Origin of the sequence: Streptomyces sp. NPDC059906 (genome assembly GCF_042730645.1) — a bacterium.
GTDB classification, from domain to species: Bacteria; Actinomycetota; Actinomycetes; order Streptomycetales; family Streptomycetaceae; genus Streptomyces; species Streptomyces rubrogriseus.
Genome location: NZ_JBHWKU010000005.1, coordinates 160,869 through 185,287, shown reverse-complemented (window position 1 = coordinate 185,287; position 24,419 = coordinate 160,869). Strand labels below are relative to the sequence as shown.

At 73.0% G+C, this 24,419-nt stretch carries 22 protein-coding genes; 10 read left to right on the top strand and 12 right to left on the bottom strand.

Features of this window, described 5'->3' with window-relative positions; genetic code table 11:
- From ACFV9J_RS10580 to ACFV9J_RS10570, 3 genes are all read right to left on the bottom strand, one after another.
- Entirely contained in the window at positions 1–765 is a 765-nt protein-coding gene (locus ACFV9J_RS10580; protein WP_385352558.1) for a thioesterase II family protein, read from the bottom strand.
- Entirely contained in the window at positions 762–5,435 is a 4,674-nt protein-coding gene (locus ACFV9J_RS10575) for an amino acid adenylation domain-containing protein (protein WP_385352556.1), read from the bottom strand. The genes ACFV9J_RS10580 and ACFV9J_RS10575 overlap by 4 nt, the downstream gene beginning before the upstream one ends.
- A gap of 323 nt (positions 5,436–5,758) precedes the next feature.
- Positions 5,759–7,318, bottom strand: a complete 1,560-nt coding sequence (locus ACFV9J_RS10570) for an MFS transporter (RefSeq protein ID WP_385352554.1) — start codon at positions 7,316–7,318, stop codon at positions 5,759–5,761.
- Between the two features lie 111 nt (positions 7,319–7,429).
- Here ACFV9J_RS10570 and ACFV9J_RS10565 point away from each other — a divergent pair, with 111 nt between their 5' ends.
- Positions 7,430–8,071, top strand: coding sequence for a TetR/AcrR family transcriptional regulator (locus ACFV9J_RS10565; RefSeq protein ID WP_385352551.1), 642 nt, complete (start codon positions 7,430–7,432; stop codon positions 8,069–8,071).
- On the opposite strand, the gene ACFV9J_RS10560 is transcribed toward ACFV9J_RS10565, so the two are convergent.
- From ACFV9J_RS10560 to ACFV9J_RS10550, 3 genes are all read right to left on the bottom strand, one after another.
- Positions 8,033–9,274 carry an MFS transporter gene (locus tag ACFV9J_RS10560; RefSeq protein ID WP_385352549.1) on the bottom strand — a complete coding sequence of 414 codons (1,242 nt, stop codon included), beginning with the start codon at positions 9,272–9,274 and terminating at the stop codon, positions 8,033–8,035. The two genes, ACFV9J_RS10565 and ACFV9J_RS10560, sit on opposite strands and share 39 nt — an antisense overlap.
- A 107-nt stretch (positions 9,275–9,381) precedes the next feature.
- A complete protein-coding gene (gene solA / locus ACFV9J_RS10555; RefSeq protein ID WP_385352547.1) occupies positions 9,382–10,530 on the bottom strand; it encodes an N-methyl-L-tryptophan oxidase in 1,149 nt (382 codons plus the stop codon).
- A gap of 81 nt (positions 10,531–10,611) precedes the next feature.
- Positions 10,612–11,259: a TetR/AcrR family transcriptional regulator gene (locus ACFV9J_RS10550; RefSeq protein WP_385352545.1), complete on the bottom strand. Its 648-nt coding sequence runs from the start codon at positions 11,257–11,259 to the stop codon at positions 10,612–10,614.
- Positions 11,260–11,380: 121 nt separating this feature from the next.
- Here ACFV9J_RS10550 and ACFV9J_RS10545 point away from each other — a divergent pair, with 121 nt between their 5' ends.
- The 6 genes from ACFV9J_RS10545 to ACFV9J_RS10520 all read left to right on the top strand — a co-directional run bounded on the left by ACFV9J_RS10545 (position 11,381) and on the right by ACFV9J_RS10520 (position 16,441).
- Entirely contained in the window at positions 11,381–12,154 is a 774-nt protein-coding gene (locus tag ACFV9J_RS10545; RefSeq protein ID WP_385352543.1) for an SDR family oxidoreductase, read from the top strand.
- A gap of 123 nt (positions 12,155–12,277) precedes the next feature.
- On the top strand, positions 12,278–12,925 hold the full coding sequence (locus ACFV9J_RS10540) for a dihydrofolate reductase family protein (RefSeq protein WP_385352541.1): 648 nt from the start codon (positions 12,278–12,280) through the stop codon (positions 12,923–12,925).
- Between the two features lie 86 nt (positions 12,926–13,011).
- Positions 13,012–13,407, top strand: a complete 396-nt coding sequence (locus ACFV9J_RS10535) for a molybdopterin-binding protein (protein ID WP_115742907.1) — start codon at positions 13,012–13,014, stop codon at positions 13,405–13,407.
- Between the two features lie 231 nt (positions 13,408–13,638).
- Entirely contained in the window at positions 13,639–14,460 is an 822-nt protein-coding gene (gene modA, locus ACFV9J_RS10530; RefSeq protein ID WP_385352538.1) for a molybdate ABC transporter substrate-binding protein, read from the top strand.
- On the top strand, positions 14,457–15,308 hold the full coding sequence (modB, locus tag ACFV9J_RS10525) for a molybdate ABC transporter permease subunit (RefSeq protein ID WP_385352536.1): 852 nt from the start codon (positions 14,457–14,459) through the stop codon (positions 15,306–15,308). Before modA ends, modB begins: the two co-directional genes overlap by 4 nt.
- Positions 15,305–16,441 carry an ABC transporter ATP-binding protein gene (locus ACFV9J_RS10520; protein WP_385352534.1) on the top strand — a complete coding sequence of 379 codons (1,137 nt, stop codon included), beginning with the start codon at positions 15,305–15,307 and terminating at the stop codon, positions 16,439–16,441. The genes modB and ACFV9J_RS10520 overlap by 4 nt, the downstream gene beginning before the upstream one ends.
- Before the next feature lie 44 nt (positions 16,442–16,485).
- Here ACFV9J_RS10520 and ACFV9J_RS10515 read toward each other — a convergent pair whose 3' ends face one another.
- The 3 genes from ACFV9J_RS10515 to ACFV9J_RS10505 form a co-directional block, all read right to left on the bottom strand.
- Complete coding sequence (locus ACFV9J_RS10515) at positions 16,486–16,974, bottom strand: hypothetical protein (protein ID WP_385352532.1); 489 nt, start codon at positions 16,972–16,974, stop codon at positions 16,486–16,488.
- A 99-nt stretch (positions 16,975–17,073) separates the two neighbouring features.
- Complete coding sequence (locus ACFV9J_RS10510; RefSeq protein ID WP_385352530.1) at positions 17,074–17,682, bottom strand: hypothetical protein; 609 nt, start codon at positions 17,680–17,682, stop codon at positions 17,074–17,076.
- Positions 17,675–18,229: a SigE family RNA polymerase sigma factor gene (locus tag ACFV9J_RS10505; RefSeq protein ID WP_385352528.1), complete on the bottom strand. Its 555-nt coding sequence runs from the start codon at positions 18,227–18,229 to the stop codon at positions 17,675–17,677. The genes ACFV9J_RS10510 and ACFV9J_RS10505 overlap by 8 nt, the downstream gene beginning before the upstream one ends.
- Positions 18,230–18,406: 177 nt before the next feature.
- Between ACFV9J_RS10505 and ACFV9J_RS10500 the strand changes: the two genes are divergently transcribed.
- From ACFV9J_RS10500 to ACFV9J_RS10490, 3 genes are all read left to right on the top strand, one after another.
- Positions 18,407–20,005 carry a PH domain-containing protein gene (locus ACFV9J_RS10500; RefSeq protein WP_385352526.1) on the top strand — a complete coding sequence of 533 codons (1,599 nt, stop codon included), beginning with the start codon at positions 18,407–18,409 and terminating at the stop codon, positions 20,003–20,005.
- A 121-nt stretch (positions 20,006–20,126) separates the two neighbouring features.
- Positions 20,127–20,519 carry a hypothetical protein gene (locus ACFV9J_RS10495; RefSeq protein WP_385352524.1) on the top strand — a complete coding sequence of 131 codons (393 nt, stop codon included), beginning with the start codon at positions 20,127–20,129 and terminating at the stop codon, positions 20,517–20,519.
- Between the two features lie 150 nt (positions 20,520–20,669).
- Complete coding sequence (locus tag ACFV9J_RS10490) at positions 20,670–21,449, top strand: polysaccharide deacetylase family protein (RefSeq protein WP_385352522.1); 780 nt, start codon at positions 20,670–20,672, stop codon at positions 21,447–21,449.
- Between the two features lie 13 nt (positions 21,450–21,462).
- Here the strand turns inward: ACFV9J_RS10490 and ACFV9J_RS10485 are convergent, their stop codons facing one another.
- The 3 genes from ACFV9J_RS10485 to ACFV9J_RS10475 all read right to left on the bottom strand — a co-directional run bounded on the left by ACFV9J_RS10485 (position 21,463) and on the right by ACFV9J_RS10475 (position 24,417).
- Positions 21,463–22,659 carry an NAD(P)/FAD-dependent oxidoreductase gene (locus ACFV9J_RS10485; RefSeq protein WP_385352520.1) on the bottom strand — a complete coding sequence of 399 codons (1,197 nt, stop codon included), beginning with the start codon at positions 22,657–22,659 and terminating at the stop codon, positions 21,463–21,465.
- A gap of 114 nt (positions 22,660–22,773) precedes the next feature.
- Complete coding sequence (gene sigJ / locus ACFV9J_RS10480) at positions 22,774–23,718, bottom strand: RNA polymerase sigma factor SigJ (protein ID WP_385352518.1); 945 nt, start codon at positions 23,716–23,718, stop codon at positions 22,774–22,776.
- Between the two features lie 21 nt (positions 23,719–23,739).
- Positions 23,740–24,417: a potassium-transporting ATPase subunit C gene (locus ACFV9J_RS10475; RefSeq protein ID WP_385352516.1), complete on the bottom strand. Its 678-nt coding sequence runs from the start codon at positions 24,415–24,417 to the stop codon at positions 23,740–23,742.
- Positions 24,418–24,419: the final 2 nt, after the last annotated feature.

The window sequence follows — 24,419 nt, the reverse complement described above, 5'->3', positions numbered from 1 at the left end:
TCAGGGCAGGGCGGGGGAGGACGGCGCGGCGCTCGGTCGCTCCAGTCGGCGCCGCAGTTCGGCGACCACCGCCTGCCGGGCGTCCAGCAGATAGAAGTGGCCGCCGGGGAAGACCCTGAGGTCGAAGTCCGAGGACGTGGTGTCCCGCCACGGCCGCATGAGGTCCGGCGGTGCCTCGTGGTCGTGCTGCCCGGCCATCGCGGTCAGTGGGTACGCGAGCGGTGGTCCGGGCCGGTGCCGGTAGGTGTCGATCAGCCGGAAGTCCTGGCGGATCGGCGGCAGCCAGACGGCGCGGGCGGCGGGGTCCGAGAACAGCTCGGGGGCGGTGCCGCCGAGGGCCAGCACCTCCGCGACGAACGCGTCGTCGTCGAGCCGGTGCGTGCCGCCCGGCAGGTGCGCGGCGGGAGGCACCGTCGCCGACACGATCAGCCGGACCAGGCCGGCCCGGGCCGAGCAGCGGCGGGCCACCTCGTAGGCGACGATGCCGCCCATACTGTGGCCGAACAGGGTGGTGGGACGCCGGGGCAGGCGCTCCAGCTCCCCGGCGATGCGCTCGGCAAGGTCGCCCACGCCGCGGGGGACGCCGTCGGACGTGCCGTACCGTGCCGAGACGAGGTCCACGTCCGGACCGAGACCGTCGGCCCAGGGGGCGAACAGGCCGGGGGCGGCTCCGGCGTGCGGCAGGCACACCAGCCGGGTCCGGCCTCGGAGCCCGGCGGTGTGGCGCTGCAACAGGCCGGTCCGACGCGACGGGACGGCGTTCACCGGCCCGGCTCCGCATCGTCCCCCGGGGCCGGGGGTTGTCGCTGTCGTACGGCCGCGGCGAGAGACTCGATCGTCCGGTACTCGATCAGACACCTCAGCAGGACGTCGAAGCCGTGCGCGGCCGCCCCGGGCACCTGTTCGCGGACCTTGCCGATCAGCTGGGCGGCCAGCAGGGAATCGCCGCCGGCCGCGAAGAAGTCCTGGTCGATGCCCACCTGCCGGCCGGTGTCCAGCACCTTTGCCCACAGGGTGGCGATGGACTCCTCCAGCGCGTCGCGCGGCGGGAGGGCCTCCTTGCGGGTGTCCGCCGACTCCGGGGCCGTGCGCAGCCAGGTGGCCAGCGCAGCTCGGTCCACCTTGCCGTTCGCGGTCAGCGGCAGGGCGTCCAGGACGTGGGTGCGCGAGGGCACCATGTACGCCGGCAACTGGCCGGACACATGCCCGCCGAGGGCGTCCGGGTCCACCCGGGCCCGGTCGGTCTTGAAGCGGGCGGCCAGCAGCAACTGGCCCAGGGCTGGGCCGGGTTCGGCCGGAAGATGCCACAGCTGCGTCGCGCCGGCCCGGCGCAGCAGGTCCGTCCACTCGTCGCGGCCGAGCAGCATCCGGTCCTGGCCGCACCGTATGTCCGTGAAGTCGACGCCCGTCTCGCCCGCGGCCATCAGGAACGCCATGAAGATCATGAGCTCCGGGCTCTCCCGCGTGGGCTCGGTGAACAGCAACCACCCACCAGGGGCCAGCAGTTCCCGCAACCGCCCCAGCATCGTGTCCGCGTCCCGCGCGTTGTGCAGGACGTTCGCGGCGAGAATGACGTCGAAGGAGTTGGGGGCCAGACCCTGGGCGCGCGGGTCGGCGTTCATGTCGTAGACGCCGTAGTCCACGCGGGGGACGTCGCGGAAGCGTTCCCGGGCTCCGTTGAGGAAGAACGGCGACACATCCGTGAAGAGGTACTCCACGTCCTGGTCGGCCAGCGCCTCGAAGGCCGCCGCGCTGGTACCACCGACGCCCGCTCCCACTTCGAGCACCCGCAGCGGGCCGTGGTCCGGACCGTGCCGCAGTGCGATCTCACGGAGGGCCCCGGCCGCGGCGGCGTTGGTGTAGCGCGCGATCAGGCTGTCGGTGAAGAGGGAGACGGCGGTGTCCGAGCGCCCCTCCGGGAACAGCAGATGGACCTCGTCCTCGGCACCGCTGACCAGCTCGCCCAGCCGGCCCGCGCTGCGTTCGAACAGGGCGACCGCTTCCGGCGACCACTGATCATGTCCGTGAACGTGCAGCTCACGCACCCGCCGCCAGGCGGCCTCGGCCTCGGAGCTGCCGTCCGGCAACGCGACCGCGGTGTACACGCCGGTGCCCGGGTCCTGGGCCAGCCCGCCCTCCCGGTGCAGGAGACCGAGCCAGCGCCGCACGATCCACCGGTGCCGGGGGACGACTCGCAGGTGCCGCAGCACCTCGTCCGCGGTACGGCCGTCACCGACCGCCCCCCGCAGCGCGTGGCCGACGGAAAGCAGCACCGCCTCGTCGAGCGCCCGGTGGAAGGCGCGCATCCGGTCCACGTCCGGGGCCCGGGCCGCCGAGCGTCCGGCGGCCTCGGCGGCCGCCGTCAGCTCTACGTCCTTCCCCGCGTCCGGAGTACGGCGGCGGCCGGTCACGAAGGCGACCAGGCGGCGGTCCGTACGGCCGCCGTCGGCCAGCACGCAGGCGGCCCCGACCGAGGGGTGCCGTTCCAGGGCCGACTCGATCTCGCCCGGCTCTATGCGGTGTCCGAGCACCTTGACCTGCGAGTCCGCCCGGCCGAGGAACTCGATGACGCCGTCGGGGCGGTAGCGTCCCAGGTCCCCGGTGCGGTAGAGCCGTTCGCCCGTGACCGGGTGGCGGACGAACCGCTCGGCCGTGCGCTCCGGATCACCGAGATAGCCCAGGGCGAGCCCGGTGCCTCCGATGTACAGCTCGCCGGTGACCCAGTCGGGACACGGCGGCAGCGTGGAGTCCTGGGCGTCCAGGACGTGGAAGGTCTGGTTGGCCAGCGGGGTGCCGTACGGGATGCTGGTCCACTCCTCGTCGACGGTGTCGACGGGGAAGTGGATGGACCAGATCGCCGCCTCGGTGGCACCGCCCAGGCTGACCACACGCAGTCCGGGCAGCTTGCCGCGGATCGAGTCGGGCAGGGTGACCGGGATCCAGTCTCCGCTGAGCAGGGCCAGCCGCAGCCCGGACAGGTCCCACTCGGCGGTGGGGCCCAGGCAGTCGTCGAGCATCTGGAGCTGGGCGGGCACGGAGTTCCACAGCGTGACGCGGTGCTCGTGGATCAGCGCCGCCCAGTGGGAGGGGTCGCCGCGCCGGTCGGGGTCGGGCAACACCAGGGCGCCGCCCCGGGCCAGGGGGCCGAAGACGTCGTAGACGGAGAGGTCGAAGCCCAGGCCGGCCAGGGCCAGGACCCGGTCGTCCTCGTGCACGCCGTGACGGGTGTTGATGTCGACGACCGTGTTGAGCGCGCTGCGGTGGCTGATCATCACGCCCTTGGGCGTGCCGGTGGATCCGGAGGTGTAGATGACGTACGCCAGATCCTCGGGACGGGGGCGTTCACCGTACGACGGTGAGGCGTACTGGGGTGAGGCGTACTGCGGTGACGCGTACTGCGACGAGGCGGCGGGGGTGAGGCCGTCGACGGCGTCGACCCGGATCTGCTCGGGCCGGCCCGCCGGACCGGGGCCGCTCTCGCACACCAGGACCTGACGGACCCCGGCGTCCCGCAGGATCCGGTGCCGGCGGGCGGGCGGCTGGGCCGTGTCGAGCGGGAGGTAGGCGCAGCCGGCCAGCAAGGTGCCGAGCACGCCGACGATCTGCTGCCAGCCCTTGGGCATGGCGACGGCCACGATCTCCCCGGTGGTACATCGACATCGCACCCGCAGCAGTTCGGCGACGGCCTCGGCACGGCCGAGCAGCTCGCCGTAGGTCAGGGTGCGGTCCGCGGCGACGACGGCGGTGCGGTCGGGGGTGCGCCGGGCCTGGGCGATCACGCCGTCGTGCAGCAGCCCCTGCGGTACGGGTCCGGCGGTGGCGTTGGCCCGCGCGCGGCGGGCGGCCTGGGCCGGCGGCAGCGGCCGCGCGACGGGGCCGGTCCAGGCCCGTTCGTCCTCCGCGAGGCGCCGGACCAGGTCCGTGTAGGCGGCGAACATCGCGTCCACCAGGCCGTCGGGAAACAGGGCGTCCACGGTGTCCCAGGTGAGCAGCAGCCCGTCGGGGGTCTCGTACAGCTGGTGGTCCAGCCACACCTGCGGGGTCTGCGAGAGCATCCGGCTCATGTCGCCGAAGAGGCCGCGGAAGTCGTCGTCCACGAAGAGTCGGCCGATGCTGCTGGCGAAAACGACAGGAGCGGAGACCGGCCCGTCCGGCCGGTCCCGGGCGAGGTCCCGCAGCACCTCTACGGCGGAGTAGGCGGCGTACGACACGTCCTGCTGGAAGCGGTCCTGGAGTGCGCGCACCCGGTCCGCGAAGGGCGCGGTACCGCCGGTCTCCGCCTCCAGCAGGATCAGGTTGGTGAAGTCGGCGATCATCCGCTCGGTGTCCGGATGGCCGGCCTGCCGGTCGAAGAGCGGGACGTTGAGCAGGAATCGCCGGTTCTCGCTCCACTGGCCGAGGCTCTCGGCGAACGCCGTCGCCAGCACCATCGAGGGGGTCACACGGTGGGCGCGGGCCCACTCCTTGAGCCGGTCGAAGCGGGCCTGTTCCAGCAAGTGGGAGCGGCGCCGGAAGCGCGGCCGCGTCACCCGGGCCGGGTCGGTGGCGAGCGGCAGGCGCGGGCCACCGACGCTCAGCCGCTCGGCGCGCTCCCGCCAGTGGGCCCGCCCTTGTTCCCGCTCCTCGCGGCGGCGGGTCGTGCGGTCGGCCAGGTACTCGGCGAAGCTCAGGGTGAGCGGGGGGAGGTCGACGCCCCGGTACAGGGCGGCGAGGTCCGCGAGGAGCACCTGGATGCTCATGACGTCGGCGATGATCAGGTCGACGTTGAGGTGCAGCCGGGCACCGCCGCCGGGCAGCAGGGACAGCTGGACGTCGAAGACCTCGCCGGCCCGGATGCCGAGCAGCCGGTGGGAGAGCTCGTCCCGGATTTCCCGCTGCCGCTCCTCGGCGGCGTCCGGGCTCAGCGTCCGCAGGTCGTGACAGGTGAGACCGGGCCAGGGGGACCGGGCCGTGATCTGCTGGCGGCCGTCGTCGCGTATGACCGCCCGGAGCATCCCGTGGCGTTCGGTCAGCCGGTGGACGGCGTCCTCCAGACGGGCCGGGTCGGCCCCGGGCCCGTCGAACTCGAAGTATCCGTGGCAGGCGACCCCGCCGAGCACCTGACCCTCGTTCCGCCCGATCCAGTAGGCGTGCTGGACGGGCGTCAGCGGGAAGGGAGCCGCCGGATCGACCGCGGCGACCGTCCCGGGGGGCTCGGCGGCGGGCGGCTTCCCGGGCCCGCCGCCGGCCAGCAGGGCCCACCAGTCGGACACGGTCGGGCTGACGGTGAACTCGCGATAGGTGACCGTCAGGCCCGCGTCCCGCCAGGCCCCGACCAATGCCATGGCGGTCATGGAGTCCAGGCCGAGGCCGACGAGATCGTCGTCGTCGCCGATCTCCGCGGGATCGAGCCGGAGTCTGCGCGCGAGGTGTCGGCGCAGCTCCTCCTGACTCACGGGAAGGCCGGTGGACAGTGCGGTGTGACAGGCGGAACCAGGCAAGACCCCTCCAGGCCAGTGCGGTTTTCCTGCGCGTTTCGAATGCCTTGGGATTTCGGCATGGTTGAAACGTTTCCGAGCCGCACAAGTATCAGCACAGGCCTGACGGGTCTGGCAAGAGTCGATCAGCGATGGATTGCGACCGCCGTTCGCAACGTCATTTCTCGGCCATGGGGCACACCCCTACGGACAGTTGACACCACACCCGCGCCATGCCAGGGTAGGGTACCCTTACTTGCCCGCAACTAGTCGAACTACCTGGGGATTCTCGCCAGTAGCACTCACCCGGCGGACTCGGCAGCGTCGACGGAGCCCGCCGTCGGCCCATTCTTTTGCTCTCCCATTACTTTTTCGTCGCCTCCATCTCCGACCCTAATGAATTCCTGGCTGATTTCTTTTTCAGTGGTCGATCGATTTCCGGACAGCAAGGCATAGAGCGCCCCCGACGCGGCTACGGCGGCGGCCATCCAGAACGCGAGGGTGAAGCCCGAATCGTCGGGGAGCGATGTTCCGGAGATCGCGCGGGAAGCCAGAACCGCGGCGGCGAGCTGGCTGCCGACGGCTCCGCCCACGGTCCGGGCCACCGTGTTGATGCCGTTGGCCGTCGCGATGGTGTGCGGCGGACTGACGTCGTGGATCAGTTTGGGCAGCGCCGCCATGGCGAACCCGAATCCGGTGCCGATCACGCAGTACGCCACCACGGTCTGCCACTCCCGCGCGTGGAACAGCGCCATGGCCGCCCCGCCCACCGCGCTCAGCGCGAGTCCGAGCACCAGCGGGGCGCGCGGGCCCAGCCGGGCCTCGACTCGCCCCACGGCCGAGCTGGCCGGCAGGCCGAGCAAGGTGCCGGGAATGAGGATGAGGCCCGCGACCGTGACCGACGCACCAAAGCCGTAGTCGACCAGCCGCGCCGCTTCCGGCCCCAGCCCCGCCGGCAGTTCGGCGAGCTTGGGCACCAGGACGTAGAAGACGAACTGGGTGGCGCCCAGCAGGAAGGCCCCGACGTGGGCACCCGCGATCGGGCGGCCGAGCAGCAGGGCCGGGTCGATCAGCGGGTGCGGCACCCGGCGCTCCCAGCGCAGGAACACCGCGCAGAACAGCACGCCGCCGACGAAGAGCCCGAGCACCCGGGCGGACGCCCAGCCCCAGGACGGCCCCTCGGTCAGCCCCAGGAGCACACAGACCAGGGCCAGGCCCAGCAGTACGACGCCGGCCGGATCCAGCCGCGCCGCCGGTGCGCTCGGGCGAACCTCGGGCACGTACCGCACCACGGCGACCAGGGCCAGCAGGACCAGGGCCCCGCCCGCGACGAACAGCCACCGCCATGAGGCGTGGTCGACGATCAGGCCGCCGACCAGCAGGCCGAGGCCGGCCGCACCGCCCACCAGACCCGAGGTGAGGCCCAGTCCGAACGCCACCCGGTGCGGGGGCAGCACCTCGCGGATCAGCCCCAGAGAGAGCGGCAGCAGCGCGAGGCTGACGCCCTGGACACCACGGAAGGCGATGAGCGAGCCCACATTCCAGGCGGCCGCCGCCCCGATGTTGCCCAGCAGATGCAGCACCAGCGTGACCAGCAGCACGCGCCGCTTGCCGTAGCTGTCGCCGAGCCGGCTGATGAGCGGGGTGAGGACCGCGCTCGCCAGCAGCGTGGAACTGAGCACCGCCCAGGAGGCACCCGCGGCACTCGTGTCCAGCTCGGTCTGCAGGATGCCCAGCGTGGGCACCAGCATCGTCTGCACGAGCGAGTAGGACAGGACGGCCAGGACGAGGGCCAGCAGGGCCTTCGTCCCCGACCTGGCGGGAGCTGTGGCCGCGGAGCCTGCGGCGGCGGGGGCTGTCAAGGTTCACCTCGGCGTTCGTAATTTGCGACCGCTGTTCGCTAATTCGAGCATAGGCATCCCGCGCCCCGGACCACAAGCCCCGCCGGCGAGGGCGACGGGTAGGGTGCTCGGGTGAACGCACGTGCTCCCGGCCGACCGCGCATCCTTTCCCGTGAACGCATCGTCACCATCGCGCGGCGCATCGCGGACGACGAGGGGCTGGACGCGCTGACCGTGCGACGGGTCGCACAGCGCCTCGGTACCGGGCAGGCGTCCCTCTACCGCCACATCGAGGACCGCGACGAACTGCTCCGCCTCCTCGCAGAGGACGTCGCGGTTCATCTCCCGGCGCCGAAAGAGCAGCTGGATGCCCATGAACGGGTCGTCGGACAGTGGCTCGACGCGTACGACTACCTGTCACACCATCGCTGGGCCGCCCGGATCATCGCCGAGGGCGAGCATGTGGCGGACAGCGCCTCGACGTTCGCCGAGAGCGCGCTCGACGCGCTGAGGGCGCTGGCGGGGGACGCCGGGGAACCACGGGCCGATCTCGCTCGTGTGTACCGGGTGCTGTGGCATCTGCTGCTCGGTCATGTGCTCAACGTCCACCCGGTGGGCCACGCCCACTCCGAGGACGCCGACCCCAGGAGTGCCGCCGAGAGCGAGGGCACGGACACCGCCCCGGCCCCCCACCCCGGCGAAGCGAGTACGCCCCGCGACGACTTGGCCTGGGCCCTACCCCGCGTCCTGGACGGCATGCTCGGCACTGCCTGACGGCGAACCCGACGCCGCACGGCCGTGCAGCGCCCGCGCCCACACCAGGGCGGCAGCGGTCACCGCCCCCGCGATCACGACGGCCGCCCCGTAGCCCAGAGCGCCGGCGAGCGGTGGCCCCGCGGACTGCGCCACCACGGCGACGGCGAAACCCCAGGCCGACAGGAAAGTGAAGTCGGTGCCCGCGGTGGCCGGTCGGCAGAAGTCCATGAACACCGTGAAGATCACGGTGTTCAGCGCACCCCGGGTCAGGCCGAGCACGGCGACCGCGACCGCCGCGGCCCCGGCCCGCGCTCCGACGGCGACCGCCAACAGCATCGCGGTCCCCACCAGTTGCACCGCGCAGCCCGTGAGCAGCACCCGGCCGCGCCCCAGCCGGGCGACCAGCCACCCGGTGACGGACGCGCCCGCGACTCCGGCCGCTCCACCGAGCAGGACGGTCAGCAGTCCGATACGGCCGAGCGGCCAGCCCCGGTCCACCAGCAGGGGCGGGATGAGCGACTGCGGCAGCATGATGCCCATCCACACCAGCGGCACGAGAACGCCCGCCCATGCGGCGACCCCCGGCCGGCGCACCAGTGACCGCACGGCCCGCCGACCGGGCCGGGCCGCGGACGCCCCGGACGACGCCGGCCGCACGGTCTCGGCGATACGGGGAAGCACGGCCATCGGCAGCAGGCAGACACCGGCCAGGGCGACGACCGACCACGACCATCCGGCATGCTCGACGACGGTGAGCAGCCCGGCGCCGCCGACGGCCGCCCCGACGAAGCCCGCGCCGACCTGCACGGCATTGGCACGGCCGCGGTCCTCGGAGTCGACCAGGCGGACGGCGAGGCCGTCGGTGGCGATGTCCTGGGTACCGATCAGGGCTCCGAGGAGACATGCCATCGTCATGAGCAGCGCGAAGTCCCCGGTGACGTCCACGGCGGCGAGGGCCAGAAGCAGAGCCGCGATCGACGGTTGGGTCACGGCCAGCCAGGTGCGGTAGTGACGGTGGGGGCGGCGGCCGTAGCGGTCGACCAGCGGGGCCCACAGCACCTTCGCGATGACCATGAAGTTCACGAGGGATACGGCCCCCACCTGCTGGAGCGGTGCGCCCTCGGCCCGCAGGATCGCCGGAAGGGCGGTCAGCGGGCTCATCGCCAGGTACTGGCCGGCGTAGAGCGCCGTAAGGATCATGAGCCGGGTACGCCGGGTCATCCGCCCTCCCCAGAGTCAGGTGAGGGTAGCCTAACTTATTTGGGAACGGCGGTCGCTAATGTGGCCGGAACCCGACGGAGCGGGGAGCGGGGAGCGGGGAGCGGGGGTCAGAAACGACGGTCCACGTCAGTGAAATCGAGCGGCATCCTGGTCTCGCCCTCCGTCACCAGATCGGCCAGCGCCTCCCCGATCCCCAAGGCGTGCTTGCCCCCGTGCGCGTTGCAGCCGCCCGCGACGATCAGGCCGGGGTCGCCGCCGGGACTGCCGATCACGAACTGGCCGTCCGGGGTACGGCAGAACATACCGACCGCCACCCTCGCCGGTACCGGGTCCAGGCCGGGGACGCACACGGCCAGCAGCCGAGCCAGTTCCGACCAGTCCTCGGCTCCCACGGACCGGTCGGTGTCCTGCGGGTCCATGGGGCGGAAACCGCCACCGCCGTACTCCAGGCCGAGCTTGACGTCGTATCCGTTCTCGCGGCCGTTGCCCCACAGCACCCGGCCGCCGTCGATCTCCCTCATGAACACCGGGAACCGGTCGAGTTCGAAGCCTTTGCCCCCGTCGCCGGGGCGGAACCAGCAGATCGGCATCCGGACGGCTTCCAGAGGCAGGCCCGGTACGAGGGTGGGCAGCCACGCTCCTACGGCGACCACGGCCCGTCGCACGTGCAGCGTGCCCGTGGGGGTCGCCACCTCCACCCCGCCACCCGCCGCCGACACACCGGTGACCCGGCTTCCCGTCAGCACGCGTGCGCCCGCGGCACGGGCCTGCTCCAGGGCCGCTCGGATCGTCGCTTCCGGCCGTACGATCCCCGCGCCCGGCTCCCGGATGCCGATGTGGCCCGGCGGCACCGCCGCGTGCAGCGGGTACCGGTCGGCCAGTTCGGCAGCGGTCAGCACCTCCACCTCGATCCGGTGCGTCTCGGCGGCGCGCAGCGTCCCTTGGGTGATCGGCCCGTCCGGCGGCCCGATCAGCAGCCCGCCCGAGCGCACGAAGAGCTCCTCGCCCGACGCCTTCTCCAGCTCGCGCCACAGTTCCCCGGACCGCCGGGCCAGCGGTACCAGGCCCGGATGTTCGAGGCAGGTGATCCGGAACATCCGCGACCCACCGTGCGAGGCACCCCATGTGTGCCCCGGCGGGAACTGGTCGACCCCGATCACGTCCACGCCTCGCATCGCCAACTGCCACAGCGCCGCGGAGCCCCAGGCCCCAAGGCCGATCACCGCCACCTCGGCGTCCCAGCCGCTCACCGTCATCCCACCCACCACCGCCTCGTGAAGCCCAGCACCGGCAACCGTAGCCAGGGCTCCGCGTGGCGCAGAGGGCCGAGGGCGCGATCAGGCCAGGCCGGGACCGGGCGGGCGGGCGTGCCCCGCCTTCCCTTGCAGTGACGACGTGGACTCCTGACCCGACCGGCCGATGTCGACGACATCAGCGCCGAAGGCGGCGACGAGCGCCTGCACGATCAGACCGGGGAGATCGGTCCGCCCGTCGTCCTCGGCCCAGCACACCAATGCCGTGTGCATGGCAGCCAGACAGGCTCCGGCCGCCGCTCGGGCGCGGAACGCCGCATCGGGATCGGCGACGTCGTCCCCCAGGGCGTCGACGATCGCTTGCTGGAGGGCGTGGTGGTTGTCCAGGTGCCTGGCCCGCAGGGCAGGCGTCGCGATCATGAGCTGGAGTCGGGCGAGCAGGAACGCGTCGCCCGCCGCCGGGTCGTCCGGACGACCGCCGCCGGTCAGCGTCGCGGCCGCGTCGACGAGCGCACTGCTGATACGGCGGACCAGGGGCTGCGCGGCGGACGTGGCGGCGATCCGCTCAGCGACGAGCGGGCCGTTCTGGTCGACGAGCACCAGGTCTTCCTTCGTGGGGAAGTGCCGATACACGGTCATGGGCGACACGCCCGCGGCTTCGGCGATGTCGGTCACGGTCGTGGCGTCGTATCCGCGCTCGACGAACAGCCGTACCGCGAGCGCCTGAATCATGCGCTGCGTCTCCGCTCGCCGCTGTGCTCGCAGTGTTGAGTGCTGGCCCACCATGTGGTAGACCCTACCTGACTGATAGTGACTACCAGATTGGTAAGAACTCACAGGAGTGGGGGTGCGCATGAGGGATGTAGACGATCTGACGGGCAGGACGGCTCTGGTGACCGGCGCGTCGCGCGGCATAGGACGAGCGATCGCGGTCCGGTTGGCGGTGAAGGGGGCCGCGGTCATCGTGCATTTCGGCGCGGACGAGGACGGTGCGGCAGCGACGGCCGACGAGATCGAGCGTGCCGGTGGAACGGCGGTCACCGTCCGGGCGGAACTGGGCGTGGAGGACGACGTCGAGACGCTCTTCGCGGGTGTCGAGGCCGCACTGGCCGGGCGGTCGCTCGACGTCCTCGTCAACAACGCGGCGGCCGCGCCCGCCGGGCCGCTCGGGGCCACGACGCGCAAGGAGTTCGACCACCTCTTCGCGGTCAACGTGCGAGCGCCGTACTTCATCGTCCAACGCGCGCTGAACCTGATCCCCGACGGCGGCCGCGTCATCACGATCTCCTCCGTGGCGACCCGGATGGCCAACCCCTCCCAGACCTCCTTCGCCATGACCAAGGGAGCGGTCGAGACCATGAGCATGACGTTGGCCAACGAGCTGGGCGTGCGGGGGATCACGGTGAACGCGGTTGCTCCCGGCGCCACCCGGACCGCGGCCAACGGGGCGTCCTTCGAAGCACCGGGCCTGGCGGAACTCATCGCCGGCACGACGGCGCTCGACCGGCTGGGCAGGCCCGACGACGTCGCCGACGTGGTCGCGTTCCTCGCCTCCGACGCGGCGCGCTGGATCACCGGGCAGGTCATCGACGCGAGCGGCGGCCTGTTCCTCGGACCGCGCGTCTGACTTTCACGGTCCGCGGCGGCATCCGGAAGTATTCGCGCGCCGCTGTCGATCCCGTCCCGTCCCGTTCGACATCTTGATGCAGGACGTATTGCCGGGAACCAACAGGACCTGATGAGGGAACGCATGGATCAGCTACTGCGAGTACAGAACTTCACCGTCTCGCGCGACGGCGTCGCCGCCGGCGAGGACCAGAGCCTGGAGCGGCCCTTCGGCCACGACGTCGATCCGGGGCAGCTCTTCGCCTGGGCCGGCGCCACGGCGGGCTGGCCCAATCGCACCGAGCCGGGAGGGACCCGGGGCCTCGACGACTACTTCACCCGGGACTTCAGCCACAACATCGGCGCCGAGATCATGGGCCGCAACAAGTTCGGGCCCCAGCGCGGCCCGTGGCAGGACCACGAGTGGCAGGGCTGGTGGGGTGACGAGCCGCCGTTCCACACGCCGGTGTTCGTCCTGACCCACCACGCGCGGCCGTCGTTCACGCTCTGTGACACCACGTTCCACTTCGTCGACGGCGACCCCGCCACCGTGCTCGCGCGGGCACGGGAGGCCGCACGGGGCAAGGACGTCCGGCTCGGCGGCGGTGTGACCACCGTCCGGGAGTTCCTCGACGCCGGCCTCGTCGACACCCTGCACGTGGCCGTCGCGCCGGTGACGCTCGGGTCCGGGCTGCGCCTGTGGGACTCGCCCGAGCAACTGCTGGACCGCCACCACATGGAGGTCGTGCCCAGCCCGAGCGGCGTGACGCACCACCTCTTCTGGCGTCGCTGACAAGAGGGGTACGCCCGGTCCGGAGGTGAGTCGGCGCGCCGTCCCGACGCGCCGGCCGCTCCCGCCGCTGATCTATCTTGGCGGCCATGCAGTCATACACGATCGGCCAGGCGGCCCGGCTGCTCGGCGTGAGCCCGGACACCGCGCGGCGGTGGGCGGACGCGGGCCGGGTGGCGACCCATCGCGACGAGGCCGGGAAGCGGCTCATCGACGGGAAGGACCTGGCCGCCTTCTCCGTGGAGCTCGCGCAGAGCGGGAGCGGTGAGGAGGACACCTCCTACACCTCGGTGCGCAACGCCTTCCCCGGCATCGTCACCGCGATCAAGCTCGGTGACGTGGCGGCCCAGGTGGAGATCCAGGCCGGTCCGCACCGGCTGGTCTCGCTGCTCACGCGGGAGGCCGTGGAGGAACTGGGGCTGGAGGTCGGGGTGGAGGCCACCGCCCGCGTGAAGTCGACGAACGTGCACGTCGACCGGGTCTGAGCCGGCCGGCCAGGGAAGGTGCCCGGCAAGCCCGGACCGTCCGGTCGCACAGCGCGCCGTACGAACGCACATGCCAGGCATAGGGATCCGTGACACCGCTCATGCGAAGCACCAGGAGACTTTCGGCTTGCATCTGCGGCAGTATGCTCGGCGTATGTTCTGTCCCTGACCTTCATGCCCTGACCTTCATGCCTTGGCCTTCGTACCCTGACCCTCGGGAGTGGACTCGTGATGACCCGTTCCGCGCGCCGGATTCGCCGGATGCTTCAGGTGACCGGCGCGGGTGCCGCCGCGCTGGTGGCCCTGAGTGCCTGCTCGTCGTCGGACTCCGGCTCCGGGTCCGGTGCCTCCTCGTCGGGCGGCGGTTCGGACGGGCTGTCCGGGACCGTGAACGTCTTCGCCGCGGCCTCGCTGACGGAGAGCTTCACCGAGTTGGGCAAGGAGTTCGAGAAGCAGCACCCCGACACCGAGGTCGTCTTCAACTTCGGCGGCAGCGACTCGCTCGCCGCGGGCATCACCAGCGGGGCACCGGCCGACGTGTTCGCCTCCGCCAGCCCCAGAACCATGAAGGTCGTCACGGACGCGGATGCCGCCGCCGGGACGCCGGACACCTTCGTCCGCAACCAGCTGGAGATCGCCACCCTGCCCGGCAACCCGGACAAGGTCGCCTCCCTGAAGGACCTCACCGGATCGGACCTGAAGGTCGTGCTGTGCGACAAGACGGTGCCCTGCGGAGCGGCCGCTCAGAAGGCGCTCACCGCCGCCGGCCTGAAGCTCACCCCGGTCTCCTACGAGGAGGACGTGAAGTCGGCGCTCAACAAGGTGGTCCTCAAGGAGGCCGACGCCGCGGTCGTCTACAAGACGGATGTGAAGGCGGCCGGTGACAAGGTGGCGGGCGTGGAGTTCCCCGAGTCGGCGAAGGCCGTCAACGACTACCCGATCACCCTGCTCAAGGACGCCCCCAACGCGGCCGTCGGCAAGGCGTTCATCGAGCTGGTGCGGTCCGCCGCGGGGCAGAAGGTCCTGACCGGGGCCGGGTTCACGTCGCCGTGAGCACCCCGCACAAGACCGGTGCCGCGGCCGGCCCGCGCACGGGCGGGCCGCGGCGACGCCGCCAGATCCGGGGCGGTGCTCCGCTGCCGCTGCTCGTGCCCGCGCTGATCGGCCTGGCGTTCCTGGTGCTCCCCCTCGTCGCCCTGCTGATCCGGGCCCCCTGGGCGAGCATGCCCGAGCTGCTGACCAGTACCGAGGTGTGGCAGGCGCTGCGCCTGTCGCTGATCTGCGCCACGGCGGCGACCGTGGTGAGCCTGGTGATCGGCGTGCCGCTGGCCTGGCTGCTGGCCCGGGTGGAGTTCCCGGGACGCGGCCTCGTCCGGGCCCTGGTGACGCTGCCGCTGGTGCTGCCGCCGGTGGTGGGCGGTGTCGCCCTGCTCATGGCACTGGGCCGCAACGGCGTCGTCGGGCAGTGGCTGGACTCCTGGTTCGGGATCACGCTGCCGTTCACCACCACCGGGGTGATCCTCGCGGAGGCGTTCGTGGCGATGCCGTTCCTCGTCATCAGCGTCGAGGGCACCCTGCGCGCCGCCGACCCCCGTTACGAGGAGGCGGCCACCACCCTCGGCGCCTCCCGCTTCACCGCGTTCCGGCGGGTCACGCTGCCGCTGATCGCGCCCGGGATCGCCGCCGGTGCCGTGCTGGCCTGGGCGCGAGCGCTCGGCGAGTTCGGGGCGACGATCACCTTCGCCGGGAACTTCCCCGGCCGCACCCAGACCATGCCGCTGGCGGTCTACCTCGCCCTGCAGAGCGACCCGGAGGCGGCCGTCGCCCTCAGCCTGGTACTGCTGGCCGTGTCCATCGCCGTACTCGCCGGACTGCGCGACCGCTGGATGACCGCCTCATGACCGACACCGAGAAGAACACCCAGAAGAACACCGAGAAGAACACCGAGAAGAACACCGCGCAGACGAACACGGCCGCCGGGGGGCAGGGAGTCGGCGAGGGGCTCGACGCGCGGCTCGTCGTCGAGCGGGGCGGCTTCCGGCTCGACGTGGCCCTGACCGCGGCCCCCGGCGACGTCGTCGCACTGCTGGGCCCGAACGGCGCCGGGAAGACCACCGCCCTGCGCGCCCTCGCCGGTCTCGTCCCGCTCTCTGACGGCCATCTGCGGCTCGACGGCGCGGAGTTGGACCGTACGCCCCCGGAGTCCCGGCCGGTCGGGGTCGTCTTCCAGGACTACCTGCTCTTCCCGCACCTGACCGCGCTCGACAACGTGGCCTTCGGGCCGCGCTGCCGGGGCGCGACCAAGGCGCAGGCCCGGACGCAGGCCGCCGCCTGGCTGGAGCGCCTGGGTCTCGCCGGGCACGCCGCCGCCAAACCGCGCCGGCTCTCCGGCGGCCAGGCGCAGCGCGTCGCCCTTGCCCGCGCCCTGGCCACCCGCCCCCGGCTGCTGCTCCTCGACGAACCGCTCGCGGCCCTCGACGCCCGCACCCGCCTCGACGTCCGCGCGCAACTCCGCCGCCACCTGGCCGACTTCGAGGCCGTCGCCGTACTGGTCACGCACGACCCGCTGGACGCCATGGTCCTCGCCGACCACCTCGTCGTCGTCGAGGACGGCCACGTCGTCCAGGAGGGCACCCCCTCCCACATCGCCCGCCGCCCGCGCACGGACTACATCGCCCACCTGGTCGGACTCAACCTCTACCGGGGCCGGGCCGAGGGCCACACGGTACGGCTCGACGACGGGCCCGCGATCACGACCACCGAGGAGCTGACCGGGCCGGCCTTCGTCGCCTTCCCGCCCAGCGCCGTCACCCTGCACCGGGAGCGGCCCACCGGCTCCAGCGCCCGCAACGTCTGGCGCTGCGAAGTGGCCGGTCTGGAGACCCACGGCGACCAGATCCGCGCCGACCTCGCCGGCGAACTCCCCCTCGCCGCCGACCTGACCACACTCGCCGCCGCCGAACTGGACCTGCGCCCCGGCGCCACCGTCTGGGCCACGGTGAAGGCCACTCAGACACACGCCTACCGCGACTGACGCGTGGGCCCCGTTGCGACCGCGCCCGCGCCCGCTCCCGCGCATCAGGGCGTGTACAGCGACTGCACCCTGGTGACCCGCCCCTGGCCGTCGAAGCTCAGGTCGTAGCCGAGGACCGCGCGGTCCGAGGAGGGACGGGCCGTCAGGCGGTCGACGAACTCGTCCTGGGCGTACGCGGCGGGGTGCTTCGCGTCGCCGAGCGGGACCGACAGGAGCACCTGGGCGTCCTCGGTCATGCTCACCTCGGTGTAGGGCCCCTCGCCCGGGACGATCACCCACGCCTCGAACCGGGGGTGGGGCTTCTTCTCGGCGAGCCGCACCGACAGGTAGGTCCGTCCGTCGCCGGTCCGGGCGTCGTCGATCTGCACGAACTGCTTGGTGCCGGCCCAGCGGGCCGCGGTGGCGGTGGCGGTGGCGGCCTGCCCGTCGTCCGGTCCGCCGTCGGGTCCGCCGCACCCGGTCAGGGCCAGCAGGCCGAGGGTGAGGGCGGTGAGGCAGCGGACGGTGGTGGTCCGGCGGTGTGCGACGCGCATGGTGAAGTCCCCCCAAGGACGTGGTGCGTTCTGGATACGCACTCTCTACGCGCCGCCCCACCCGGCGGGTTGCATCCTGAGGCGAGTTTTCCCGCGGGATCAGTCGCCGAGCCAGTACGCCTCCCGCAGCGAGTGCACGCGGCCCTCGCCGTCGTAGTCGATCGCGAACGCCCACTTCCGCCCGGCGGCCAGCCGGTCCAGCAGCTCGTCCAGCCGCAGGTCCGCCGGGTTCCCGCCGGACAGCCGCCGTGCCTCGACCGGCGTCCCCCGCGGCAGGGTCAGCGTGTGCACCTCGCCCGTGGGCGTCGCCCCGCCCCGCACGGTACGCAGCGGCTCGACGGTGACCCGCACCGTGTCGCCCTGCGCCACCGCGCCGTACACGTAGGCCAGTTCCTCGGCGTACTCCGCTCCGGGAGCGGGCGTCGGCGGCACGAAGGGCGAAGCGGCCGCCGTCGGGGGGACGGCGGGCGGCTCGGGGTCCCGGGCGGCCCGGACCAGCGACAGGCCGCCCAGGGCAACCGCCGCGGCCAGCAGCGCGCCGCCGGACGCCAGTGCGGCCCGCCTGCGGCGCAGGCGCTGCTCGCCGCGCGCCCGGATCCGCTCCGGGGCCGGCGGCACCGCGTGCCGGCGGCCCGACTCGGCGAGGTCCGCCAGGGACTCCCCCAGCCCGGGCAGCGGTCCGGGCCCCGGTCCCGGCGTTTCAGCCATGTCGTACCTCCGGCAGGCGGCTCGTCCGCGGATCCAGCTCGGTGTCGGACAGCAGCCGGGCCAGCGCCGCCCGGCCCCGGCTCAGCTGCGCCTTGACCGTACCGACCGGGCTGCCGACCTCGGCGGCCACCTGCTCGACCGTCAGGTCGCACAGGTGGTGGAGCACCACGGCCCGTCGTTGCGCCTCGGGTATCCGCCGCAGCGCCTGGACCAGCAGCACGTGGTGCGGTTCCGGGGGCGCAACGGCGGCCGGCGGGCCCTGGCGCCGGGCGAAGGCGAGCGCGGTGCGCACCTTCCGCCACCGACTGACCGCCAACCGCCAGGCCACCGTGCGCACCCACGCCTCGGGGGCACCGTTCAGGTCCAGCTCGGTCCGCCGTTCCCAGGCCCGGGCGAAGGCCTCCTGGACCACGTCTTGGGCCTCGGCGAGGTCGCCTGTCATCGCGTACAGGTGCCCGATGAGCCGCCCGACGCTCTCGGCGTAGAAGGCGTCGAACTCGTGCGTGTCCGCACCCGGGCCGGTGCTCGGTTCGTCTGGTGGTCGCATGTCTCCCCCGTCGGGCTGCACGGTCCCATCCGACCGCCCTCCGGTACAAGGAGCTGCGAGGAGTCCGCGTCGTCGGCGCCGGTCCGCCCCCGCACCGGTCCCCGGCAGCCTGGCGGGCCGGAACACTGCCGGATGCCGTACAGGCGGGGGCGGCGCGGCCGGTGGCACCATGCGCGCATGACCGTCGGCCAGGAAGTCAGCGTCCGGCCGCCGCGCAGGCGGCCGCTGTGGGGGTGCGTCGGGGTGGGCGCGGCCGGGGCCGTGCTGGCCGCGGGGCGCCTGGTGTACTCGGGCGGGTTCGTGGACTGGTGGGTGGGCGGCGGGCTGCTCGCCGCTCTGGTGGGCGTCGCCTTCCTCCACGGAGTCACCCTCGAGGTGGGCGCCGACGCGTACGGCGTGCGGTACGGCTCGCTGCTGCGCCGTCACCGGAGCGTGCCGTGGGACGACATCGCCGACCTGCGCGTGCACATCCAGTACGGGCGGCACGGGGAGGAGTACTTCCGCGTCGGCGTACTGCTGCGCGACGGGCGGACGCGGCGGCTGCCCCTGCCGGTGTCCGGGTCCCGGGACGACCGGCCGGACTTCGACGCGACACTGGACGCGCTGCGGGCCCTGCACCGCCGGCACGGGAACCCCGAGTCGGACCATCTCGCCGTCATCTCCCGGCGCACCGCGGGGCGGGGCGCCGCCGGACCGCTGTTCCTGTGCCTGCTGCTGCTCGCGGGGGCCGGGCTCGCCGCGTGGTTCGTGCCGGTCACGGGGGCTACGAAGGAGGCGTGGGACTCGGCGGTCCCGTGCGCCGCCGGGACGCCGTCCGCCGAGCGCGGCGCGTGCCTGACCACCCTGCCGGCCGTGATCGCGCGCACCGAGGTGGGCCGGGCGAAGCAGCCCAGCCGGCTCTACTTCGCCGACGGCCGGCCGGTGGACCGGCTCACGGTCTCGCGGGAGGGCGCCCTGGGATTCCGGGCCGGTGACCGCGTCGAACTCACCCTGTGGCGCGGGCAGGTGAGGGTGGTGGCGGCGGAACACCACGTGTGGCGCGAGCACTTCACCAGCGCCGGATCGGTGGCCGTCCTCGCCGCCGCGCTCGTCCTCGCGGCCGGGTATCCGGGTGCCCGGGTGCTGATGCACCGGCGCGGGCGCCGGCTTCCCGACGACGAGGTGCTGCCGTCGGCGCTGCCGTTCGCGGGTGTTCTGGTCGTCACCGCGCTGTGGCTGCTGCCGTTCTGCTACGTCCACCCCATGGGCCCGCCGGCTTCCCCCGGGCCCCTCTCCTGGGCGGCCGCGGGGTCCCTGGTCACGCTGGGCCTCCTCGTCCCGGCGTGGCGCGCGACCCGCATCCGCACGCCACAGGTCGCCGCGACGGCCACGACGGCCACGACGACGGGGGCGACCGAGACGACCGGGACGGTGCCCCGGGAGGCCGCCGGAGCGGACGTGTTCCTCGCCGCCCGCTTCCTGGAGAGCACCGACTACAACCCGAACCGCTTCGGCACCCATGTCGTGCTCGGCGACGGCCCGCCCGCCGTCGTCCCCCACCCCGGGCCGGGACGGTTCGCGGCGAGGCCCGTTCCCGCGCACCGGCTCGCCGTCAAGGGCGTACGGCGTCCGCGTGGCGGCGACGGCGACGGTGTGCCGCGCGGCTGGCACGTCGCCGAGTTCGACGACGCGGGCGAGCCGGTCCGCCTCGCGGCGGCCCCGGCCGACCTGGCCCGCATCCTGCACGCCCTGGGCGCGGCGGGGGCCGCCACGGGCGCCACGTCCGCCCGGGCCTGACGGGACGGCGCCTGAAGTTGCCGGAACACGGCAGGATTCGACCCGTCTCCCGTGCCGGAAGGCAGGCTCACGCCGGGGCGGCCGGGTTGCCTAGGCTTCCGTCCGAAAGGGGGTCCCGATCATGCCTGTCCGACTGAGCACGGACGACTGGTGGCTCATCGCCTTCGGCGCCACCGTCGTCTACGCGGCCGCGATGTACTGGTGCATGCCGACGTCCAAGGCCCGGCTGCGCATGTTCGCCGCCCCGCTGGCCGGCTGGCTGTTCCTGCTGCCCAACGCCACGGTGAAGGGCTACTCCGTCCCGCACACCCTCTACATCTACAGCAGTGTCCTGCTCGCGTTCGTCGTCATGCTGGCGCCGATCGCAAAGAAGGTCGCGGCCGACATCCGGGAACAGGAGGAGAAGCCCTGGGACAAGGTCCCCGTCAGCACCTTCTCCCTGTACTGGATCGCCGGGTCGGGCACGGCTTGCGCGGGAGCCGCGGGCTATCTCTGGCAGTACGCCCTCGCCTGAGCCGCAGATGGCCGAGTTGTCCGCGAACTCCCCCGGGATTGTCCGTGATCGGTAACGGAGGGATCCCGCGGCGGGTTTCTCCCGTCCTGTCATGTGGTCCCCGACGCGAGCGGGGGCGGCGGGCAACTACGCGAAGGCGGGGCGGCGGACATGGCGCGGCACGGTGGTGGGCGGGGCTGGTACGGCAAGGTGGTCGGGGCGGCGCTGGGTGTAACGGTGCTCGCCGTCGGCGCCTCGGTGTGGACCGCGCAGGCCGACTCCGTCGGCGGCGGCGGCCCGACGCCGCGGGCGTCCGCGTCGGCCACGCCGGGCGGCGCCGCCAAGACCGTCGACATCAGCATCGCGCACGCCTCGGACGCGGGGCCGAGCGGCGTGAACATCACCATCGACGACGGCCCCGACCCCGCGTGGACGCCTCAGGTGCTCGACCTGCTGGAGGAGTACGGCGTCAAGGCCACCTTCTGCATGACGGGTCTTCAGGCCGAGGCCCACCCGGACCTCGTGAAGGACGTCGTCGCGGCCGGGCACCGGCTGTGCGACCACACGGTGTCGCACGACACCACCATGGACAAGAAGTCCGAGGCCTACCAGTCCAAGGAGATCCTCGACGCCGAGCGCATGATCATCGAGGCGTCCGGGGGCGTGCGGCCGATGTACTACCGGGCCCCCGGCGGGGCGTTCACCCCCTACAGCCGCAAGCTCGCCGCCTCCCACGGCATGCGCCCGCTGGGCTGGAACGTGGACACCAAGGACTTCGAGCGGCCGGGCTCGGACGCCATCGTCGCCACCGTCAAGCGGGAGCTGTCCAACGGCCCGACCATCCTCTTCCACGACGCCGGGGGCGACCGCAGCCAGACCGTCGAAGCGCTGCGGCAGGTCCTGCCCTGGCTGAAGGAGCAGGGCCGCACCTTCGGCTTCCCGGTGCGGTGAGCGCGCCCCTCGTTCAGCGCGTCGGGACCGGCTCCGGGGTGCGGGGCGCCACCGGACGGCGGCGGGTCGGCACGCCGAGGGTCGGGTTGGCGACGCCCCAGGCCGCGGACTTGCAGACGAGTTCCTTGTAGCGGGCGGCGAGCCGTCCGGTCAGGGCCGCGCGCACGGCGCGGTCGTCGGCGGTGACGTACTGGATCAGGCCCTGGCCGCGGCCGAGCGAGATGCACTGGTTGAAGTAGCGCGGCGTCACGTTCGGCAGCTTCCCGCCGGTCAGCCGGGCGGCGATGGCGTCGGCGGCCTGCCAGGCGGTGGGCACGCCCGAGGCGCACGACATCCGCAGCGGCTTGTCGCCGGGGCCCGCCGCGAGCGCCGCGTCGCCGACCGCGTACACGTCCGGGTGGGACACCGAGCGCATGGTCCCGTCGACGACGATCCGGCCGGTGTCGGTGACGTCCAGCGTGGTGGCCCTCGCCAGGGGGTGGACGGCGAATCCGGTGGTCCACACCGTGACGTCGGCCGGGACGGCCGTGCCGTCGGCGGTGACGACGCGGTCCGCGGCCACGGCCGTGACGGCGGCGTTCTCGTGCGCCGTGATGCCGAGGGTGGTGAAGACCTTCCGCAGGTGGCGGCGGCCCTTGGGGGAGAGCCAGTCGCCGAGTCCGCCGCGGGCCGTGAGCGACACGTCGAGGTCCGGGCGGGCCTCGGCGATCTCGGACGCCGCCTCCAGGCCGGTGAGCCCGCCGCCGACGACGACCACGGTGCGGCCGGGCTCCAGCCCCGCCAGGCGTTCGCGCAGCCGGAGCGCTCCCGGGCGGCCGGCGATCTCGTGGGCGTGTTCCGCGGCACCGGGGACGTCCCGCGGGTTCCAGGCGCTGCCGAGGGCGTAGACGAGGGTGTCGTAGACCAGTTCACCGGCGCCGTCCTCGTCGGTGACGGCGACGGTCCTGCGCTCGGCGTCCACGCCGGTGACCTTCGCGATCCGCACCTCGACCCCGGTGTTCGCGAACATCTCGTCCAGCGGCCGGGCCCTGAGGTCCTGGCCGACGGCGAGCTGGTGCATCCTGACCCGTTCGACGAAGTGGGGTTCGGCGTTGACGAGGGTGATGGCCGCGTCCTCGCTCCGCAGCCGCCTGGCAAGACGGCCGGCGGCGACGGCTCCGGCGTATCCGGCGCCCAGGACGACGATGCGGTGCCGCGGGGTGTGCTGCATGACGTGCTCCCTTGTCTCCGGCCGCCGGCGCTCTCTCCGGCGGAACTCGCCCCTTGAACCGGGCAGCCCGCCGATTCCTGACAGGGGTGGGGAGTGACGCGCGCCACAGTCCGGTCAGAAGGCGCGGACCAGGGGTTCCCCGTGGTCGGTGGCCGCCCACCGGCGGGTCGCGCGTTCGAGCTTGTCGGGGTTGACCTGGTTGCGGAAGCCCGCGAGCCCCTCGGGGGTGACCTCCAGGCACATGATCCCGATGACCCGGCCGTGCACGACGGCCACCACGGCGGGGTCGCCGTTGGCGGTGGTCGCGTGGATCTCGGCGGGGCCGCCGGTCAGCACGCGCTTGGCCTTGCCGGGCTTGAACAGGCCCCGCAGGAAGGTCGCCACGGCGCGGGCGCCCTCGAACGCCTTGGCGCGGGCCGGGACCTTTCCGCCGCCGTCGCCGATCGACACGGCGTCCTGGGTGAGCAGCTGCACGAGGGGTTCGGTCCGGCCGCTGGTGGCCGCCGCGAGGAACTCCTCCACGATCCGCCGGGCGGCGGCCTCGTCGACCTCGGTACGGGCCCTGCCCCGCGCGACGTGCTTCCTGGCCCGGTGCAGGGTCTGCTGGCTGGCGTCCTCCGTGATGTCGAGGATCGCGGCGATCTCCCGGTGCGGGTATCCGAACGCCTCGCGCAGGACGTACACCGCCCGCTCCCCCGGTGAGAGCCGCTCCAGCAGGGCGAGGACCGCCAGCGAGACCGACTCGCGCTGCTCGGCCGTCTCCGCGGGGCCGAGCATCGGGTCCCCGGCGAGCAGCGGCTCGGGCAGCCACTGGCCCACGTAGGTCTCCCGGCGGGCGCGGGCCGAGGTGAGCTGGTTGAGGCACAGGTTGGTGAGGACCTTGGTCAGCCAGGCCTCGGGGACCTCGACGCGTGCGACGTCGGCCGCCTGCCAGCGCAGGAACGTCTCCTGCACGGCGTCCTCCGCCTCGCTCGCCGAGCCGAGCAGGCGGTAGGCGATGGCCTCCAGACGGTGCCTGGAGGCCTCGAACCGTTCCACGTCGCTCACGGTCAGGGCCATGGCCCTGATGGTAACCGCGGCTCAGTGCCCGGCCGCCGGTGCCACCAGTTCCCCGAGCGCGATGTTGAGTTCGAGGACGTTCACCCGCGGTTCGCCGATGAAGCCGAGGGTGCGGGGGGTGGTGTGCTCGTCGACGAGCTCCTGGACGCGCTCGGCGGGCAGGCCGTTCTTCGCGGCGACCCGGTGCACCTGGAGGCCGGCGTACCTCGGGGAGATGTCCGGGTCCAGGCCGGAGCCGGAGGAGGTGACGGCGTCCGCGGGCACGTCCTGGGGCCGCACGGGGTGTCCGGGCACGGAGTTGTCCTTGACGACGGCGGCCTTGGCGTCCTTCACCCATTGGAGGAGTTCCGGGTTGTCGGCGGAGCGGTTGGTGGCGCCGGACAGGATCAGCTCGTACCGGGTGTTCACGGTGTTGGTGCCGAGGCCGTTGGCCGGGCGGCCCTGGAACCATTTCAGGTCCGGCTCCGGGGTCTCCTGGCCCTCCTTCAGCGGCAGGTCGTAGGACTGGCCGATGAGGGAGGAGCCGACGACCTTCCCGTCCGCCTTGATCTCGGAGCCGTTCGCCTTCCCGGGGAACAGCCCCTGGGCGACGCCGGTGACGACGAGCGGGTAGACGATGCCGGTGACCACGGTCAGGACGAGCAGGGCGCGCAGGCCCGCCGTGAACAGCCGGGCGGCGTTGGTCAGGGAAGTGTTCATGT

Coding starts and splice junctions, on each gene's coding strand:
- ACFV9J_RS10560 (WP_385352549.1), bottom strand. CDS start 9,274: ATGACCCGGCGTACCCGGCTCATGATCCTTACGGCGCTCTACGCCGGC.
- solA (WP_385352547.1), bottom strand. CDS start 10,530: ATGACGGTGAGCGGCTGGGACGCCGAGGTGGCGGTGATCGGCCTTGGG.
- ACFV9J_RS10550 (WP_385352545.1), bottom strand. CDS start 11,259: ATGATTCAGGCGCTCGCGGTACGGCTGTTCGTCGAGCGCGGATACGAC.
- ACFV9J_RS10545 (WP_385352543.1), top strand. CDS start 11,381: ATGAGGGATGTAGACGATCTGACGGGCAGGACGGCTCTGGTGACCGGC.
- ACFV9J_RS10540 (WP_385352541.1), top strand. CDS start 12,278: ATGGATCAGCTACTGCGAGTACAGAACTTCACCGTCTCGCGCGACGGC.
- ACFV9J_RS10535 (WP_115742907.1), top strand. CDS start 13,012: ATGCAGTCATACACGATCGGCCAGGCGGCCCGGCTGCTCGGCGTGAGC.
- modA (WP_385352538.1), top strand. CDS start 13,639: ATGACCCGTTCCGCGCGCCGGATTCGCCGGATGCTTCAGGTGACCGGC.
- ACFV9J_RS10520 (WP_385352534.1), top strand. CDS start 15,305: ATGACCGACACCGAGAAGAACACCCAGAAGAACACCGAGAAGAACACC.
- ACFV9J_RS10515 (WP_385352532.1), bottom strand. CDS start 16,974: ATGCGCGTCGCACACCGCCGGACCACCACCGTCCGCTGCCTCACCGCC.
- ACFV9J_RS10510 (WP_385352530.1), bottom strand. CDS start 17,682: ATGGCTGAAACGCCGGGACCGGGGCCCGGACCGCTGCCCGGGCTGGGG.
- ACFV9J_RS10505 (WP_385352528.1), bottom strand. CDS start 18,229: ATGCGACCACCAGACGAACCGAGCACCGGCCCGGGTGCGGACACGCAC.
- ACFV9J_RS10500 (WP_385352526.1), top strand. CDS start 18,407: ATGACCGTCGGCCAGGAAGTCAGCGTCCGGCCGCCGCGCAGGCGGCCG.
- ACFV9J_RS10495 (WP_385352524.1), top strand. CDS start 20,127: ATGCCTGTCCGACTGAGCACGGACGACTGGTGGCTCATCGCCTTCGGC.
- ACFV9J_RS10490 (WP_385352522.1), top strand. CDS start 20,670: ATGGCGCGGCACGGTGGTGGGCGGGGCTGGTACGGCAAGGTGGTCGGG.
- ACFV9J_RS10485 (WP_385352520.1), bottom strand. CDS start 22,659: ATGCAGCACACCCCGCGGCACCGCATCGTCGTCCTGGGCGCCGGATAC.
- sigJ (WP_385352518.1), bottom strand. CDS start 23,718: ATGGCCCTGACCGTGAGCGACGTGGAACGGTTCGAGGCCTCCAGGCAC.
- ACFV9J_RS10475 (WP_385352516.1), bottom strand. CDS start 24,417: ATGAACACTTCCCTGACCAACGCCGCCCGGCTGTTCACGGCGGGCCTG.